The sequence below is a fragment of the Kocuria kalidii genome (genome assembly GCF_044462225.1).
In the GTDB taxonomy this organism is placed as follows: domain Bacteria; phylum Actinomycetota; class Actinomycetes; order Actinomycetales; family Micrococcaceae; genus Kocuria; species Kocuria kalidii.
Window position 1 is genome coordinate 1 of the sequence record NZ_JBISWJ010000049.1, and the last position, 16,384, is coordinate 16,384.

Annotated in this window: 14 protein-coding genes and 1 riboswitch; of the genes, 6 read left to right on the forward strand and 8 right to left on the reverse strand. The window is 74.0% G+C overall.

Features of this window, described 5'->3' with window-relative positions; all coding sequences use genetic code 11:
- Nucleotides 1–46 precede the first annotated feature (46 nt).
- The 3 genes from ACH9D3_RS07310 to ACH9D3_RS07320 are packed head-to-tail and all read right to left on the reverse strand — an operon-like array spanning nt 47 to nt 3,785.
- A complete protein-coding gene (locus tag ACH9D3_RS07310) occupies nt 47–1,561 on the reverse strand; it encodes a 2-oxo acid dehydrogenase subunit E2 (RefSeq protein WP_396410427.1) in 1,515 nt (504 codons plus the stop codon).
- Between the two features lie 2 nt (nt 1,562–1,563).
- Nucleotides 1,564–2,613, reverse strand: a complete 1,050-nt coding sequence (locus tag ACH9D3_RS07315; RefSeq protein ID WP_396410428.1) for a transketolase C-terminal domain-containing protein — start codon at nt 2,611–2,613, stop codon at nt 1,564–1,566.
- Nucleotides 2,610–3,785, reverse strand: coding sequence for a thiamine pyrophosphate-dependent enzyme (locus ACH9D3_RS07320; RefSeq protein WP_396400899.1), 1,176 nt, complete (start codon nt 3,783–3,785; stop codon nt 2,610–2,612). The genes ACH9D3_RS07315 and ACH9D3_RS07320 overlap by 4 nt, the downstream gene beginning before the upstream one ends.
- 258 nt (nt 3,786–4,043) lie before the next feature.
- On the opposite strand from ACH9D3_RS07320, the gene ACH9D3_RS07325 reads away from it, so the two are divergent.
- The 4 genes from ACH9D3_RS07325 to ACH9D3_RS07340 all read left to right on the forward strand — a co-directional run bounded on the left by ACH9D3_RS07325 (nt 4,044) and on the right by ACH9D3_RS07340 (nt 8,244).
- Nucleotides 4,044–4,496 carry an Lrp/AsnC family transcriptional regulator gene (locus ACH9D3_RS07325; RefSeq protein ID WP_396400900.1) on the forward strand — a complete coding sequence of 151 codons (453 nt, stop codon included), beginning with the start codon at nt 4,044–4,046 and terminating at the stop codon, nt 4,494–4,496.
- A gap of 109 nt (nt 4,497–4,605) precedes the next feature.
- A riboswitch (SAM riboswitch) is annotated at nt 4,606–4,727 on the forward strand.
- 38 nt (nt 4,728–4,765) lie between these two features.
- The gene (locus ACH9D3_RS07330; RefSeq protein ID WP_396410429.1) at nt 4,766–6,094 is read left to right on the forward strand and encodes a PLP-dependent transferase; all 1,329 of its coding nucleotides are present in this window, start codon (nt 4,766–4,768) and stop codon (nt 6,092–6,094) included.
- Between the two features lie 8 nt (nt 6,095–6,102).
- Nucleotides 6,103–7,299: a cystathionine gamma-synthase gene (locus tag ACH9D3_RS07335; RefSeq protein WP_396410430.1), complete on the forward strand. Its 1,197-nt coding sequence runs from the start codon at nt 6,103–6,105 to the stop codon at nt 7,297–7,299.
- 21 nt (nt 7,300–7,320) lie between these two features.
- Complete coding sequence (locus tag ACH9D3_RS07340) at nt 7,321–8,244, forward strand: rhodanese-like domain-containing protein (protein WP_396410431.1); 924 nt, start codon at nt 7,321–7,323, stop codon at nt 8,242–8,244.
- Here the strand turns inward: ACH9D3_RS07340 and ACH9D3_RS07345 are convergent.
- The 3 genes from ACH9D3_RS07345 to ACH9D3_RS07355 all read right to left on the reverse strand — a co-directional run bounded on the left by ACH9D3_RS07345 (nt 8,210) and on the right by ACH9D3_RS07355 (nt 12,231).
- Nucleotides 8,210–9,781: a DUF2867 domain-containing protein gene (locus tag ACH9D3_RS07345; protein ID WP_396410432.1), complete on the reverse strand. Its 1,572-nt coding sequence runs from the start codon at nt 9,779–9,781 to the stop codon at nt 8,210–8,212. The genes ACH9D3_RS07340 and ACH9D3_RS07345 overlap by 35 nt on opposite strands.
- A 229-nt stretch (nt 9,782–10,010) precedes the next feature.
- Nucleotides 10,011–11,126, reverse strand: coding sequence for a fatty acid desaturase (locus tag ACH9D3_RS07350; RefSeq protein ID WP_396410433.1), 1,116 nt, complete (start codon nt 11,124–11,126; stop codon nt 10,011–10,013).
- A gap of 52 nt (nt 11,127–11,178) precedes the next feature.
- On the reverse strand, nt 11,179–12,231 hold the full coding sequence (locus ACH9D3_RS07355) for a 2Fe-2S iron-sulfur cluster-binding protein (protein WP_396410434.1): 1,053 nt from the start codon (nt 12,229–12,231) through the stop codon (nt 11,179–11,181).
- Nucleotides 12,232–12,352: 121 nt separating this feature from the next.
- On the opposite strand from ACH9D3_RS07355, the gene ACH9D3_RS07360 reads away from it, so the two are divergent.
- Nucleotides 12,353–13,540 carry a helix-turn-helix domain-containing protein gene (locus ACH9D3_RS07360; protein WP_396410444.1) on the forward strand — a complete coding sequence of 396 codons (1,188 nt, stop codon included), beginning with the start codon at nt 12,353–12,355 and terminating at the stop codon, nt 13,538–13,540.
- 34 nt (nt 13,541–13,574) lie between these two features.
- Here the strand turns inward: ACH9D3_RS07360 and ACH9D3_RS07365 are convergent, their stop codons facing one another.
- Nucleotides 13,575–14,390, reverse strand: coding sequence for a 1-acyl-sn-glycerol-3-phosphate acyltransferase (locus tag ACH9D3_RS07365; RefSeq protein ID WP_396410435.1), 816 nt, complete (start codon nt 14,388–14,390; stop codon nt 13,575–13,577).
- Between the two features lie 246 nt (nt 14,391–14,636).
- Between ACH9D3_RS07365 and ACH9D3_RS07370 the strand changes: the two genes are divergently transcribed.
- Nucleotides 14,637–15,050: a DUF4870 domain-containing protein gene (locus ACH9D3_RS07370; RefSeq protein ID WP_396400909.1), complete on the forward strand. Its 414-nt coding sequence runs from the start codon at nt 14,637–14,639 to the stop codon at nt 15,048–15,050.
- On the opposite strand, the gene ACH9D3_RS07375 is transcribed toward ACH9D3_RS07370, so the two are convergent.
- Nucleotides 15,047–16,324 carry an MFS transporter gene (locus ACH9D3_RS07375; protein WP_396410436.1) on the reverse strand — a complete coding sequence of 426 codons (1,278 nt, stop codon included), beginning with the start codon at nt 16,322–16,324 and terminating at the stop codon, nt 15,047–15,049. The genes ACH9D3_RS07370 and ACH9D3_RS07375 overlap by 4 nt on opposite strands.
- Between the last annotated feature and the right edge of the window lie 60 nt (nt 16,325–16,384).

A 16,384-nucleotide genomic window follows, 5' to 3' on the forward strand; every position in this document is an offset into this window, starting at 1 on the left:
CGCGGCCCCGCGCGGGGCGGGGAGGCCCGGCGGCCCGCGGCGGCCCCTACAGGTCGGCGAGGACCGACACCGGGTTCTCCACGGCGTCGGCCACCATGCGCAGGAAGCCGCCGGCGGCGCCGCCGTCGCACACCCGGTGGTCGAACGCGAGGGAGAGCTGGGTGACCTTGCGGACGGCCAGCTGCCCGTCGACCACCCACGGGCGGTCGATGATCCGGCCGATCCCGAGGATCGCGACCTCCGGGTGGTTGATGATCGCCGCGGCGCCGTCCGTGCCGAACACCCCGTAGTTGTTGACGGTGAACGTGGAGCCGGACAGCTCGGCGGGACCGGCCCGGCCGGAGCGGGCGAGCTCGGTGAGCCGCCGCAGCTCGGCGTCGAGCCCGCGGGCGCTGAGCGTGTGCGCGCGGCGGATGTTGGGCACCACGAGCCCCCGGTCGGTCTGCGCCGCGAAGCCCAGGTTCACGCCGTCGAAGCGCACGATCTCCTGGGTCCCGTCCTCGCGGGTCTCGATCCGGGTCGCGAGCTCGGGGTGCCGGGCCAGACCGGCGAGCACGAACCGGGCGAGGAGGGCCATGAGCCCCGGGGCCCGCTCGGGGTCCTGCGCCTTGAGCTCGGCGCGCAGCTCCACCAGCTTCGTGGCGTCCACGTCCACCCAGACGGTGGCCTCGGGGATCTCGGCGCGGGAGCGGGTCATGGCCTGCCCGATGGCCTTCCGGATCCCGGAGACCGGGATCCGCTCGGCCACGCCGAGCCCGGTCCGGGCGTCGGCCTCGGCCGGCACCCCGGCGGCCTCCACCCCGGCGGCCGGCGCCGGGGCGGGGGACGACGACGGTGCGGCGGTCTCCCGCGGGTCCGCTGCCGGCGGCGCGGGGGCGGCCGCCGCGGCCACGACGTCGCGGCGCAGGACGAGGCCGCCGGGACCGGTGCCGCGCACGGTGGAGATGTCGATCCCGTGGTCCTTGGCGAGCTTGCGGACGATCGGCGAGACGACCGTGGGCGCCAGGCGCGGGGCCGAGGCCATCGCGTCGTGGGCGGCACCGGCCGCCCGGGCCGCCTCGTCCGGCGACTGCCCGGGACCCGTCCGGCCGCGGTCGTTCCCGGCCGGACGGGCGGTGGCACCGGACTGCTTCGGCCGGCGCCGGCGCCCGGCGGCGCCACCGGCGGGCGTGCCGTAGCCGATGAGCACGCTGCCGGACCCGGCGTCGTCGTCGGAGGCCTCGGGAGCCGCGGCGGGGTCCGCCCCGGCGCGCTCCTCCTCGCGGTAGGACAGCCCGCCCTTGGGGCCGCCGCCCTGCGGCGCGGGGGTGCCGGCCCGGTCCCCGGTGTCGACGGAGATCAGCGGCGCGCCCACGTCGAGGGTCTGCCCGGAGGCGCCGTGCAGCTCGTGCACGGTCCCGGCGAAGGGGCACGGCACCTCCACCGCGGACTTGGCGGTCTCCACCTCGGCGATCGGCTGGTCCACGGCGACGGTGTCGCCCTCCTGGACGAGCCAGGTCACGAGCTCGGCCTCGGTCAGTCCCTCGCCGAGATCCGGCAGGGTGAACGTCTTCACGGTCATGGTCAGTCCTCCCACTGCAGGTCGTCCACGGCGTCGAGGATGCGGTCGACGCTCGGCAGGTAGTGCTCCTCGAGCTTGGGCGCCGGGTACGGGATGTCGAACCCGGTCACCCGGCGCACCGGCGCGGCCAGGGAGTGGAAGCAGCGCTCCTGGACGCGGGCCACGACCTCGGCGGCCACGGACGCGAAGCCCGGCGCCTCGGCGACGACCACCACGCGCCCGGTCCTGCGCACCGACGCGGCGACCGTCTCGTCGTCGAAGGGCACGATGCTGCGCAGGTCCACGACCTCGAGCGATCGCCCCTCGGCCGCGGCGGTCGCGGCGGCCGCCAGGGCGGTCGGCACGGACGGCCCGTAGGCGAGGATCGTGGCGTCGTGCCCGGCGCGGGCGACGACGGCGCGACCCTCCCGGCGCTCGGGCGACCCGTTCTCGTAGCGGTCCTTCAGCTCGGCCAGGTCCACGGGCGCCTTCGACCAGTAGAGCTTCTTGGGCTCGAGGAACACGACCGGGTCGTCGGAGTCGACCGCCTCGCGGAGCATGAGGTAGGCGTCCTCGACGGTGGCCGGGGTGAAGACCTTCAGGCCCGGGGTGTGGGCGTAGTAGGCCTCGGAGGAGTCGCAGTGGTGCTCCACGCCGCCGATGCCGCCCGCGTACGGGATCCGGATGACGATCGGCAGCCGCACGGCGCCGCGGGTGCGGTTGTGCATCTTCGCGATGTGCGAGGCGACCTGCTCGAACGCCGGGTAGGCGAAGGCGTCGAACTGCATCTCGACGACGGGGCGCATCCGGTTCATCGCCATGCCCACGGCCATCCCGGCGATGCCGGACTCGGCCAGCGGGGTGTCGAAGCAGCGGGTGCGGCCGAAGCGCTTCGCGAGCCCGTCCGTGATGCGGAAGACCCCGCCGAGGGTGCCGACGTCCTCGCCGAAGACCACGACGGCCTCGTCGGCGGCCAGGGCGTCGGCCAGGGCGGTGTTGAGCGCCTGGGCGAAGGTCACGGGCTTGCGCGCCGGGGCCTCGCCGGACGGCGCGGGGGCTTCGAGGGTGCTCACTGTCCGGTCTCCTCTCGGGCGAGCTCGGCGGCCAGGAACTGCTCCTGCTCGGCGAGCTGCGGGGTCTGCTCGGTGTAGACGTGGCGGAACAGCTCGAGCGGGTCGACCTCCACGTCGGCGTTCATGCCGTCGCGCAGGGCCGCGGCGACGTCCTCCGCGGTGGCGGCGATGCGCTGCGCCGCGTCGTCGTCGAGCACCCCCTCGGCGCCGAGGTAGGCGCGCATCCGGGTCACCGGGTCCTTGGCGATCCACTCCTGCACCTCGGCGTCGTCGCGGTAGCGCGTCGCGTCGTCGGCGTTGGTGTGCGCCTGCATGCGGTAGGTGTGCGCCTCGACGAGGAGGGGCTCGGACTCGGAGCGCGCCAGGTCCACGGCACGGCGCAGCGTGGCGAGCAGCGCCACGAGGTCGTTGCCGTCCACGCGCTCGCCGGCCATGCCGTAGCCGACCGCCTTGTGGGCGAGGCTCGGCGCCGCGGACTGCTGGGACAGGGGCACGGAGATCGCGTAGCCGTTGTTCTGCACGAAGAACACGACCGGCAGCTTGAACACGGCCGCGAAGTTGAGGGCCTCGTGGAAGTCGCCCTCGCTGGTCGCGCCGTCGCCGCACATCGCGAGGACCACGGTGTCCTCCCCGCGCAGCTTCGCGGCGTGGGCCACGCCCACCGCGTGCAGCAGCTGGGTGGTCAGCGGCGTGGACTGGATGCCCACCCGGTGCTCGTGCGGGTCGTAGCCGCCGTGCCACTCGCCGCGGAAGATCGCCATGACCTGCATGGGGTCCACGCCCTTGGTCATGACCGCCACGGTGTCCCGGTAGGTGGGGAACAGCCAGTCGCCCTCCGCGAGGCACAGGGCCGCCGCCACCTGGCAGGCCTCCTGGCCGTGGCTGGACGGATAGACGGCCATGCGGCCCTGGCGGACCAGCGCGGAGTTCTGGTCGTTGACCCGCCGGCCGACCACCAGCTTCTCGTAGGCGTCCAGCAGCACCTCGGGGTCGGGCAGCGGGTACTCGTGGCCGGGGCCGGTGCCCTGCTCCTCGGGGGCGAGCAGGCGCCCGTCCGGGTCGACCATGCGGATCTCGCCGCGGGCCGGGAGCATGTACTGCTCCGGCGTGATGCCGAAGCTCTGGGAGGCCCGGAGGATCGGGTCCTCGGGGGTCTCGACGGTCTGGCTCATGGTGTCCCCTCGGTCGGTCCCCGGTCGCGGGGAGGCAGGAAGGATGGGAAGGCTGGGAAGCCTGAAAACTGGGAGGGCTTCGTCTCCCCAGTATGCGAACAGGCGAGGGTTCGTATCCACGGAGGGGGGAAAGTGCAGAATAGTGAGCAGGTCGGCGTGATCTCCGTGGACGAAATGTCCTAGTGTGGCGTGGAGCACATGCATTCGTCCGACACGCTGCGGACGCTGCGCCCGCCCCCCACCCCGAAGGAGCCCCCCGTGCCCTCGACCCCCGTGCCGCTGGACGAGACCGACCAGAGGATCCTCGCGGAGCTGTCCCGGGACGCCCGGCAGTCGGTGACGGCCATCGCCGCGGCCGTGCACGTCTCCCGCGCCCACGCCTACGCCCGCATCAACCGGCTCCGGGACGAAGGGGTGATCCTGCGCTTCAGCACCGTGATCGACCCGGTGCGGGCGGGCCTGCAGGCCTCCGCCTACGTGACGCTCAAGCTCCGGCAGAACACCTGGCGGGAGCTGTGCGCCCAGCTCCGGGCGATCCCGGCCGTGCAGCACATCGCCCTGGTCGGCGGGAACTTCGACGTCATGCTGCTCGTGCGGGCGGTCGACACCGTGCACCTGCGGCAGGTGATCTTCGAGCACATCCAGCAGCTGCCCGGCGTGGTGGACACCCAGACGTTCCTGGTCTTCGAGGACATCGACACGAGGGCCTGACCGGGGTCCCGCGCCCGCGCCCCGCCGTGACGACGTCATGAAGCGTCACGGTCGTCATCTTCCGACGCAGGGAGACATCCGACTACCTCTGCGCATAGTGTCGTTCCAGCTTCACGAGACGTGACCGCGAAGCTCCGACTTGGTCACGCACCAACCCCATGCTCATCGGGTGGTTCGGATGAGGAAGCGGCCTGCATCTTCCGCGGCGTGCCCACCGGGCCGGTGCGGACGACCGGTGCGGGTAAGAGCAAGCGCACAGGAGCAGCGCCATGTCCACCCCCGTGACAGTCCACGACCTCGCGACCCGGCAGATCCACGCCGGCACCCAGGACGACGTCACCCAGCGCACCCTGACGGTGCCGATCTACCAGACCGCGGCGTTCGAGTTCCCGGACTACGAGGCGGCCCGGCAGATGTTCGCCCAGACGCGGGCGGGCTTCACCTACACGCGCACCGGCAACCCCACGGTGGCCGTGCTCGAGCAGCGCATCAGCGACCTCGAGGGCGGCGCGGGCGCCGTGGCCACCGGCTCCGGCCAGTCCGCCGTGGCCGTGGCGCTGCTGGCCCTGCTGGGCCAGGGCGCCGGCAAGCACCTCGTGGCCTCCGAGAAGCTGTACGGCGGGACGGTGGACCTGCTCACCGACTCCTTCGCGGACTTCGGCATCGAGGTCGACTTCGTGGACCCCACGGCCCCCGCGGCGTGGGCGGCGGCCGTGCGCCCCGACACCCGGGCGTTCCTGCTCGAGTCGATCGGCAACCCGCTGGCCACCCTCCCGGACCTGCCCGGGATCGCCGACGTCGCCCGGGCGGCCGGGGTGCCCGTCGTCGTCGACAACACCCTCGCGTCCCCGGTCCTGTACCGGCCGCTGGAGAAGGGCGCCGACATCGTGGTGCACTCCGCCACCAAGTTCCTGGGCGGGCACGGCAACGCGCTCGCCGGGGCGGTCGTGGACGGCGGGACGTTCGACTGGTCCGCGCGGCCCGGGAAGTGGCCGCAGTTCACGCAGGCCCGCGCCCGCTGGGGCGGCCGGAGCCTGGTCGACAAGTGCGCCGGCGCCAGCCCCTACCTGCACCTGGTCCGGGCCAAGTACGTGCACGACCTCGGGACCACGCTGTCCCCGTTCAACGCCAGCCAGATCCTGCAGGGCACCGAGACCCTCGACCTGCGCGTGGCCCGCCACACGGCCTCGGCGCTGGCGGTGGCCGAGTTCCTCGCCGGGCACCCCGCCGTCGCCCGCGTCCACCACCCCGGCGTGCCCGGGGACCCCGGTGCCGGGATCGCGGCCCGGGACTTCCCCCTCGGGACCGGCTCCGTGTTCTCCTTCGACCTCGCCGCCCCGGACGACGCCGTGGGGCCGTTCATCGACGGGCTGCGGCTGTTCAAGCTGGTCGCCAACGTCGGGGACACCCGCAGCCTCGTGTCCCACCCGGCGGCCATGACGCACTGCCGCCTGACCCCCGAGCAGCGCCGGGCCGGCGGCATCGCCGAGACCACGGTCCGGCTGTCGATCGGCCTCGAATCGCCCCAGGACCTCGTGGCCGATCTCGGCCAGGCCCTCGACACGGTCCTCGAGACCGTCCAGACCTCCCGGAAGTGAGCCCCGTCATGACGTCCTCCACCGAGACCCGCACCCGCCCCCGGGGCTTCACCACGACCGCCGTCCACGCCGGCCAGCAGCCCGACCCGCTGACCGGGGCGGTCATCCCGCCGATCTACCAGACCTCGACCTTCGCCCAGGACGGGATCAACGTGCTGCGCGCCGGGCACGAGTACAGCCGCGGCTCCAACCCCACCCGCAGCGGCTTCGAGGAGCAGCTCGCGGCCCTCGAGCGGGGCGAATGCGGATTCGCGTTCGCATCGGGGATCGCCGCCGAGGACGCGCTGCTGCGCGCGGTGCTGCGCCCGGGCGACCACATCGTGCTCGGCGCCGACGGCTACGGCGGCACCAACCGGCTGATCACCAAGGTCCTCGCCCCCTGGGACATCGGGCACACGGCCGTGGACATCGCCGACCTCGACGACGTCCGGGCGGCCGTGCGGGCGGGGACCACGAAGGTGCTGTGGCTCGAGACGCCGTCCAACCCGCTGCTCGGCATCGCCGACGTGGCCGCCTGGGCGCAGCTCGCCCGGGACGCCGGGGCGCTGCTGGTCGTCGACAACACCTTCGCGTCCCCGTACCTGCAGAACCCGCTCGAGCTCGGCGCGGACGCCGTGGTGCACTCCACCACCAAGTACATCGGCGGGCACTCCGACGTGCTCGGCGGCGCCGTGGTGGTCGGGGCTGCCGAGTGGCGCGGCGTCCCCCTCGCCGAGGCGGTCGGCTTCCAGCAGTTCGCCGCCGGTGCCGTGGCCGGGCCCCAGGACAGCTACCTGGCCGCCCGCGGGCTCAAGACCCTGAGCCTGCGGATGGAGCGCCACCAGGACAACGCGCAGCGGATCGCCGAGTGGCTGCTGGAGCGACCGGAGGTCTCCCGGGTGCTCTACCCCGGGCTGCCCGGGCACCCCGGCCACGCGCTCGCCGCCGCGCAGATGCGCGGGTTCGGCGGGATGCTCTCCTTCCGGCTGGCCGGCGGGGAGGGTGCGGCCCGGGCGGTGGCGGAGGGCACCCGGCTGTACTCGCTGTCCGTGAGCCTGGGCGGCGTGGAGTCCCTGATCTGCTACCCCTCCGAGATGACCCACGCCTCCGTCCGGGGCACTGCGCTGGCCGTGCCCGTCGACCTGGTGCGGCTCTCCGTGGGCATCGAGGACGTCGAGGACCAGCTGGAGGACCTCGAGCGGACGCTCACCGGCGCCACCGCCTGACCCGGCACTAGCCTGGAGCACATGAGCACCGGCACCCCGCAGAACAGCACGCCCCAGGACAGCGCCGCGCAGCACGACGCCCTGCTCGAGCCGCCCGGGCCCCTGGTGGGCACCGACTGGCTCGCCGAGCACCTCGACGACCCCCGGCTCGTGCTCGTGGACGCGAGCTCCACGATGAACCGGGTCGAGGAGGCCATCCCCGGGGCGCTGCTCCTGGACCTGGACGGGCCCTTCTCGGACCCGTCCTCGGACCTGCCGCACACGATGCCCACGGCGGAGCGCCTGACCGCCGCGGCCCGTGCGCTCGGGATCTTCCGGACGAGCACGCTCGTCGCCTACGACGGCAAGGGGGTCTTCGCGTCCGCCCGCGTCTGGTGGATGTTCCGGGCCGCGGGCCTCGACCGCGTCGCCGTCCTCGACGGCGGCCTCCCGGCGTGGGCCGCCGAGGGCCGGCCCACCGCGGCGCACGCCGCACCCCCCGCGGATCCGGGGGACGTCGAGCTCGCGCCCCGCGAGGGGTTCTTCGCCGGGGCGGAGGACGTCGCCCGGGCGCTCGAGGACCCCGGCGCCGGCGTCCTCGACGCCCGTTCCGCCGGCCGGTTCGCGGGCACCGAGCCCGAGCCGCGGCCGGGCCTGCGCCCGGGGCACATGCCCGGGGCGGTCAGCCTGCCGTACACCGACCTGCAGGACGCCCGCGGGCGGCTGCTGCCGGTGCCGCGGCTGCGGGAGCGGATCGACGCGGCAGCACCCGGGGGGCGGCGCATCGTCACCAGCTGCGGCTCGGGGATCACCGCCTGCGTCCTGGCGCTGGCCGCCCACCTGGCCGGCCGCGAGGACGTCGCCGTCTACGACGGCTCCTGGAGCGAGTGGGGACGTCCCGGTCCCCGGCCCGTGGAGGGCCCGGAGGGGATCAGCCCCGGTCCGGGGTCCGGCCCGCAGGGGTGATCCGCTCGGCCGCCTGCTCCGCCTGCTCCGCCTGCTCCGGCTGATCCGCCGCGCCGGGCCCGGGATCGTCCAGCGCGGCGGCCGTGGCGAGGATGTTGCGGGCCATGGACGGGAAGATGAACCCGTGGAAGGGCCACACGCCCCACCAGTAGAGCCGCCCCGGCAGGCCCCGCGGGAAGAAGATGGCCCGCTGCATGTACCGGCTGCCCTCGCCGTCGGGCTCCACGGACAGCTCGAGCCACGCCCGGCCGGGGGCCCGCATCTCGGCGTGCAGGAGCAGCTTGTGCCCCTCCTCCATGTCCTCGACGCGCCACCAGTCCACGTACTCGCCCACCTGGAGGTCCGTGGCGTCGCGGCGGCCCCGGTTCAGGCCGGCCCCGCCCACCAGCTTGTCCATCACTCCGCGGACCCGCCACGCCAGGGACAGGGAGTACCAGCCGTTGCGCCCGCCGATGGACTCGATGACCCGCCACACCTGCTCCGGCCGCGCCGGGCCCGTGCGGCTGCGCTCGTCCACGAACACCGTGCGCCCCGCCCAGTCCGGGTCCGACGGAAGAGGATCCGCGGCGCTCTCGGACGAGCCGTAGTGGACGTCCCACGTGGTCTCCACGGAGTTGTCCTCGATCTTCTTCAGCGCGAGCGCCACGGCACGGCGGTACCCGGCCAGCCCCTCGGGGGGCTGCGGGATGTAGTCGTCGATGTCGTGCTCGTCGGCCACGGCGTCGTGCTGCAGCGACTGGACGAGCGGCACGGCCAGGGCCAGCGGGATCGGCGTGACCATGCCCACCCAGAACCCGGACAGCCGGGGCGCCGGGAGGGGGAGGTGGAAGACGACGCGCCGGCGCAGCCCGGCGACCCGGGCGTAGCGGCGCATGGCGTCCGCGTAGGTCATGACGTCGCGGGAGCCGATGTCGAAGGTGCGGTTGAGCCCCTCCGGCAGGTCCATCGCGCGGACCAGGTAGTACAGCACGTCGCGGACGGCGATGGGCTCGATGCTGTTCGTCACCCAGGACGGCGCCGGCATGATCGGGAGGGTGTCGCCGAGGTGGCGGATCATCTCGAAGGACGCCGAGCCGGAGCCGATCACCACGCCGGCCTGCAGGACCACCGCGGGGACGGGGCTCTCGAGCAGGATCTCGCCCACCCGGACCCGGGAGCGCATGTGCTGGGACAGCTCCTCCCCCTGGGGGTGCAGGCCCGAGAGGTAGACGATGCGCCGGACCCCGGCCCGCTCGGCCGCCCGGACCACCGTCCGGGCCATCTCGGCCTCCTCCTCCTCGAACTGCCGGGAACCGCCCATGGAGTGCACCAGGTAGTACAGGGTGTGGACGTCCTGGCACGCCGCGGTCATGCCCTCGAGGTCGTTGAGGTCCGTCTCGGCGACCTCCACCTGGTCCCGCCACGGCACGGCGCGCAGCTTGCCGGGAGACCGGACGGCCACGCGCACGGAGTGCCCGGCCTCGACCATCCTGGGCGCCAGGCGCCCTCCGACGTAGCCGGTGGCACCGGTGATGAGGACGCGCTGGGGAGAGGTCATGGCCTGCCTTTCGTGCGGGTTCCGCGAGCGTATCAACGCCGCCTGACAGGACCCCGCGCCGGGCGTCCTCCCGGCCGCGCCGCGGCAGGCGGCGCCGGCGCTCCGGCACGCGGAGCGGAGGTGCTCCGGCACGCGGAACGGCCGCGGTGCCGGAGCACCGCGGCCGTTGCGTGCTCCGAAGCGCCGCAGGCCGATCAGGAGCAGGGGGTCGATCAGGGGGAGGGGCGGATCAGGGCAGCGCCAGGCGGAACACCTTCGCCCACGCGGAGGCGACCTGCTTGGGCAGGGGCCCGGTGGTGTAGGGCAGCTCGTAGCGCGCGCAGATCTCGCGCACCTTGACGGCGACCTCGGCGTAGCGGTTGGAGGGCAGGTCCGGGAACAGGTGGTGCTCGATCTGGAAGGACAGGTTGCCGGTCATGAGGTGCATCAGCTTGGACCCGGAGATGTTGGCCGAGCCGATCATCTGCCGCACGTACCAGTCGCCGCGGGTCTCGCCCTCGATCTGCTCCTCGGTGAACGTGTCCGCCCCGGCCGGGAAGTGCCCGCAGAAGATCACGGCGTGCGCCCAGACGTTGCGGGCGGCGTTCGCGGTGAGGGTCGCGGCCAGGGCCTGCTTGCCCGAGCCGGCGAGCATCGCGGCGGCGGGCGTGGCCACGTAGTCCTTCGCCGCCTGCTTGAGGAACTTGGCGCCGAAGGCCTTGAGCCCCTGCACGAGCTCCGCCTTGGACTTGCGGCCCTCGCGGTACTCGTCGAGCTCGAGGTCGTAGATCGCGATGCCCCACTCGAAGACCGGGGCCAGCAGCGCGTTGTAGATCGGGTTGCCGAGGTTGCGGGGCGTCCACTCCTGGTCCTCGTCCATGCGCAGGATGGTGTATCCGACGTCCCGGTCCTTGCCGACCACGTTGGTCCAGGTGTGGTGCAGGTCGTTGTGGGTGTGCTGCCACGCCCTGGACGGGGTCACGAAGTCCCACTCCCAGGTGGTGGAGTGGATGTCGGGGTCGCGCATCCAGTCCCACTGCCCGTGCAGGACGTTGTGGCCGATCTCCATGTTCTCGAGGATCTTGGCGATGGTCAGCATGCCGGTGCCGGCGACCCAGGCGGGCTTGTGCTTGGCGAGCAGGAGCGTGGCCCGGCCGGCCAGCTCGAGGGACCGCTGCGTGGCGATGACACGGCGGATGTAGGCCGCGTCCTTGGCCCCGCGGGTGGCGATCACGGACTCGCGGAGGGCGTCGAGCTCGCGGCCCAGCTCCTCGATCTGCGCGTCGGAGAGGTGGGCGGCGGCGGAGGGCCTGGCCGTCTCGGCGTGCTGGCCCGAGTCGAGCAGGAACGGGGTGACGATCGTCATGGTGTGGGTCCTTCGGGAACGAGGTGTGGGGGTGAGTGCTGGAGATCGGGGGTCAGGCGTCGAGGCTGACGGGACCGGCGGCCGTGGACACGCAGGTCTGGACGAGGTGACCGGGCTCCCCGTGGACCTCGCCGGTGCGGGTGTCGCGGACCTGCCCGGAGAGCAGCGGGGTCACGCACGCGTGGCAGATGCCCATGCGGCAGCCGCTGCGCATCATCAGGCCGGCGTTCTCGCCCGCGGCCAGGAGCGTCGTGCCGCTGTCGGCCTCGATCTCCTTGTCGGCCTTCTCGAACGTCACGCGTCCGCCCTCGCCGCCGGAGCCGGGCGCGACCACGGCGGCGAAGCGCTCGACCCGCAGCTCGCCCTCCTCGCGGTTCCAGAGCGCCTCGGCGGCGTCCAGGAAGTCGGCGGGGCCGCAGGCGTAGGCGGCGCGCTCCCGCCAGTCGGGGCAGGCGGCGTCGAGGTCCGAGACGCCCGCGAGGTCGAGGCGGCGGCCGCGCTCGCCCGTGAACCACTGGACGAGACGGAAGCCGGGGAACTGGTCGGTGAGCTCCAGCAGCTCCTCGCGGAAGAGCGACTCCTCCGGGGAGCGCGAGGAGTGCACGAGCACCAGGTCGGCGTCCGCGCGGCGGGGGACGAGGGTGCGGATCATGGACATGACCGGGGTCAGCCCGCTGCCGGCGGTGAGCATCAGCAGGGGGCGCGGGCTCTCGGGGAGGACGAAGTCCCCCTCGGGCGGGGCGAGGAAGAGGACGTCGCCGGGCCGGGTGCCCCGGACGAGGGCGGTGGAGACCTTGCCCATCGCCGTCACAGTGATGGCGGGGTCCTGCCCGGCGCCCGTGCTGAGGGAGTAGGAGCGCCAGTGCCGCACGCCGTCGATCTCCACGCCGATGCGCGCCCACTGGCCGGCCTGGTGCGCGTTCCAGCCCCGCCCGGGGCGGAAGCGGATCGTCACCGAGTCACCGGTCTCGGGGACCACGGAGGTCACCAGGCCGCGCAGCTGGCGCGCGCTGGCGAGCGGGTCGACGAGTCGCAGGAAGTCCTCGGGCGAACGGGGCGTGGTGAAGGCCGAGGCCAGGCGGGTGAACAGTCGTAATTGGGGCACGTAGTAACTGTGCCCCAAATCCGGTGACGCTTCTCGTCCTGTCGCGTACTCTTTCAGCGGAGAAACTGTGGTCTCGGGATGAAAGCGGGAAAATATGGAGCATACTGACCACTTGGCGCCCGTGCAGCCGGCGGGCCGGGCGGACCGGGAGCTGCCGTGGACCTCGCTGCCGCCGGCCCTGACCCCCCTCCTCGTGCCGCACCTGCCCGAGGTCGCGGAAGAGCTGCTCGACGCCGTGCGGCTCGACGTCCCGGTCTACGCCCGGCCGCTCGAGGGGGTGTTCGGGGACAGCATCCGGCGCGGGGTCGAGGTGGCCCTGACCCGGTTCCTGCAGCTGCCCGGCACCCAGCAGCCGGCGCTGATGGGCGACGACCGGCGGGTCTACGAGGGGCTGGGCCGGGGTGAGGTGCGGGAGGGGCGCCCGATGGACGCCCTCTTCGCGGCCTACCGCTCCGGGGCGCGCACCACGCTGCGCTCGCTGTCCCGCGTGGCCATGGACGCCGGGTTCGAGGCCTCCGTGCTGATCGGCCTCGCGGAGTCCGTGTTCGCCTACATCGAGGAGCTCTCCGCCGCCAGCGCCGAGGGGTACGCGCTGGAGCAGTCCGAGCGGGCGGGGGAGCGGGACCGGCTGCTGGACGCGCTCGCGGACATGCTGATCCGCGGCCACGTGGTCGAGGACTCCGTGCGCTCCGCGGCGGCGGCGGCGGGCTGGCCGGTGCCCGAGCGGGTGGTCGTGGTGACGCTGGACGCCGACCGGCGGGTGGGGCTGCGCTCCCGCCTGGGGGACCGGGCGCTGCTGACGTCCCGTCCCGGGGACGTCGTCGCGGTGATCCCCGAGCCCGCGTCCCCGACCGCGTGCAGGGAGATGGAGCGGGTGCTCATGGGGAGGGGCGCGGTGATCGGGCCGGGCCGGCCCTGGTACGCAGCCCCCGACTCGCTGCGGCTGGCGGTCATGGCGCGGGACCTGCTGCAGCGGGACGAGCCGGCCGGCAACCGGCCGCTGTGGGTCTCCGAGCATCTCGTGGAGCTCGTCCTGAACAGCGAGCGGAGCGTGGTCGAGGACCTCGCCGCGCAGCGGCTGGCCCCTCTGGACGAGCTGCGGCCCGGACAGCGGGAGCGGCTGGGCGCCACCCTGCTGTGCTGGCTCGAGCACCACGGGCAGCGTGCGGCGATGGCGGCCGAGCTGAACATCCACGAGCAGACGGTCGGGTACCGGGTGAACCAGCTGCGGGAGGTCTTCGGGGAGTCCCTCAACGACGCCCGGACCCGGTTCGAGCTCGAGCTGGTCCTGCGCGCCGGGTTCCGCTGACGCCGCACCGCGGGGGCGGGCGGGCCCGCGGCACTCAGCCCGTGCGCTTGTAGGCCTCCCGCTCCCGTTCGTCGGACTCGGCCTGTTCCTGGACCGTGATCGCGCTCCCGCCCAGGTGCGCCGGCATCCACCACGCCCCGGGCCCCGGCGGAGCGGGATAGCTCTCGATGCACCGGTCGATCCCCTCCTGGAGCGCCGAGCGCAGCCGGGCGCTCGCGGCACGGACGTCCTCGCCGCGGGCCACCCGCAGCTCGGGGCCCACGTGGACGCGCACGGGGGTGCGCCACACGTCGCGCAGCCGGATCCCGCCGCGTCCCCGGGTGAGCATACGGTGGCTGCCCCAGACGGACACCGGGATGACGGGGGCGCCGGTCTCCGCGGCCATGCGCACGGCCCCGGTGCGCAGCGGGCGCACGGTCCAGCTGCGGCTGACCCCGCCCTCCGGGAAGACCGCGAGGAACTCGCCCCGGGCCAGCTTGGCCACGGCCTCGGCGTAGGCCGGGGCGCCGTCGGCGCGGTCGACCACCACGTGGTCGCACAGCCGGCACACCGCCGTGACGAGGGCGCTGCCGGTGTGCTTGCGGGTGATGAGGAAGCGCGGGTGGGCCCGCAGCCGGCGCCAGACGACCAGCTGCGCGAACACGAAGTCGAGGTAGCCGAAGTGGGTCACCGCCACGACGGCGCCCTTGCCCGGCAGCACCTCCCGGTGCAGTCCGTGCACGACCTGGTCGGTGGGCAGGTGCTCCTCGCCCGAGGCGAGCAGGGGCACGCGGAAGAGCTTCACCGCGGTGAGGCCGACGAGCACGATGGCCCGGTAGGCGTACTTGTTGGGGCGCAGCAACGGAGCCACGGGCCTCCCTCGGGACGGGCCCGCGGGCGCGGGCCTTGGACGGTCTGCCGAGAATCGTAGACCAGTGCGGCGGGCCGCGCGGCTCTCGCCGTCGTGCGTGACGGCGGGGAACCGCCGCGGGGAGTGCGGCCATCCCCCATACCGGGTGCGGGCCGGGCCCCGATACGCTGGCAGCACCACGCCGATCCGGCGTCCGCGGCACCGGATCGGTGCGACCGGCTCCACCCCGCCGACCAGGAGAACCCGATGTCCTACCTTCCACCGTCAGCACCCCCGCCGTCAGCACCTCCGCCGCAGTACCGGGCGCAGGGGGACGACCGCACCATCGCGGTCCTCACCCACCTGTCCGGTCTGATCGGCGCGCTGATCTCCGTCGGCTGGCTCGGTTTCGTCGGCCCGCTCGTCGTGTGGCTCGTCTACCGGGAGAAGAACGTGTTCCTGCGGGCCACCTCCGCCGGGTCGTTCAACTTCAACCTGTCCATGTGGCTGCTCAACGTGGCCGCGTGGGTGTGCCTGTTCACTGTCATCCTGATCCCCGTGGCGATCGTGCTGTGGATCGCCGCCGCCGTGCTGCTCGTGGTGTGCCACATCCTCGCCGTGCTCAAGGCCAACAAGGGCGAGGTCTACCGCTACCCGCTGCAGCTGCCGGTGCTCAACTAGTCCCGCGGGTCCCCCCGGTGCGGGCCGGCCGGTGCGGGCCCGGCGCCGCCCCGGTGGGCGAGCACCACGACCGCCACGAGGACGAGCAGGGCCGCGCTGAGGCCGTCGAAGCCGACGAGGGCCAGGACCGGTCCGGCGAGCGCGCCGCCGGTCGCGCCGGCGAGGTTCATGAACAGGTCCGAGACGCCCTGCAGCTTCGGCCGGTCGGCCGGCGGGACGGCCTCCGCCACGAGGGTCGAGCCCGCGACCGTGGAGGCCGACCACCCGAGTCCGAGCAGGACCAGGCTCACCGTGACCAGCACCGGGGACGCCGAGCCGGACCAGGACAGCACCAGGGACGCCACGAACAGGGACTGGCCGAGCAGGATCGTGGCGCGGCGGCCGGACCGGTCCGCAAGCCACCCGAACACGGGGGCGAGGGCGTACATCCCGGCCACGTGCAGGCTGATGGTCAGGCCCACGATGCTCAGCGACGCCCCCTGGAGGGTCAGGTGCACGGGCGTCATGGACATCAGCGCCACCATGACGGCGTGGCTCAGCGCCACGGTGAGGACGGCGCGGCGGGCGGGCGACGAGGACCGCAGCACCGCGAGCCCGCCCGCGGACGAGGGCCGGTCCCGCCCGGCGGCCTCCCCGTCGGCGACGGCCAGCAGCAGGGGGTCCGGCCGCAGGGCCGTGAGGTACACCAGGGCGCCGAGGGCCTGGGCCACGAGCGCGATGACGAACCCGCCCGTGAGCTCCGGCAGGCCCAGGGCCCGGCCGATCAGCTCGCCGGGCTCGAAGAGGTTGGGCCCGAGCACCGCGCCGATCGTCGTGGACCAGACCACCAGGGACAGGTCCCGGGCCCGGGTGTCGTCGGGGGCGAGATCGGTCGCCGCGAAGCGGGACTGCAGGTTCAGCGCGGAGCCGGCCCCGAGCAGGGCCAGGCCCACCAGCAGGACGAGGAAGCTGGAGAGGACCGCGGCGCCGATCGTGACGGACGCACCCGCCATGGCGGTGAACGCGCCGGTGCTCAGGGAGATCCGCCGGCCGCGGGCCTGGGCGAGCCGGGCGAGGGGCACGGCGAGCAGGGCCGCCCCGAGGGTGTTCATGGTCGCGGCCATGCCGGACCACGCCGAGGAGCCGGAGACCTCGGTGACGAGCAGGGCGCCCAGGGCCAGGGTGGCGCCGACGCCCAGCCCGCCCAGGACCTGGCCGAGCGCGAGGACGCGGACGACCCTCCGCTGCAGGGCGCGGCGGTCCACGGTGGCGTGCGTCGGGTGCATGGCCGCCATCTTATACCCCAGGGGGTAACCCACCACGATGTGTCGGCCGCCCCGGTGTGGTTCGATGCT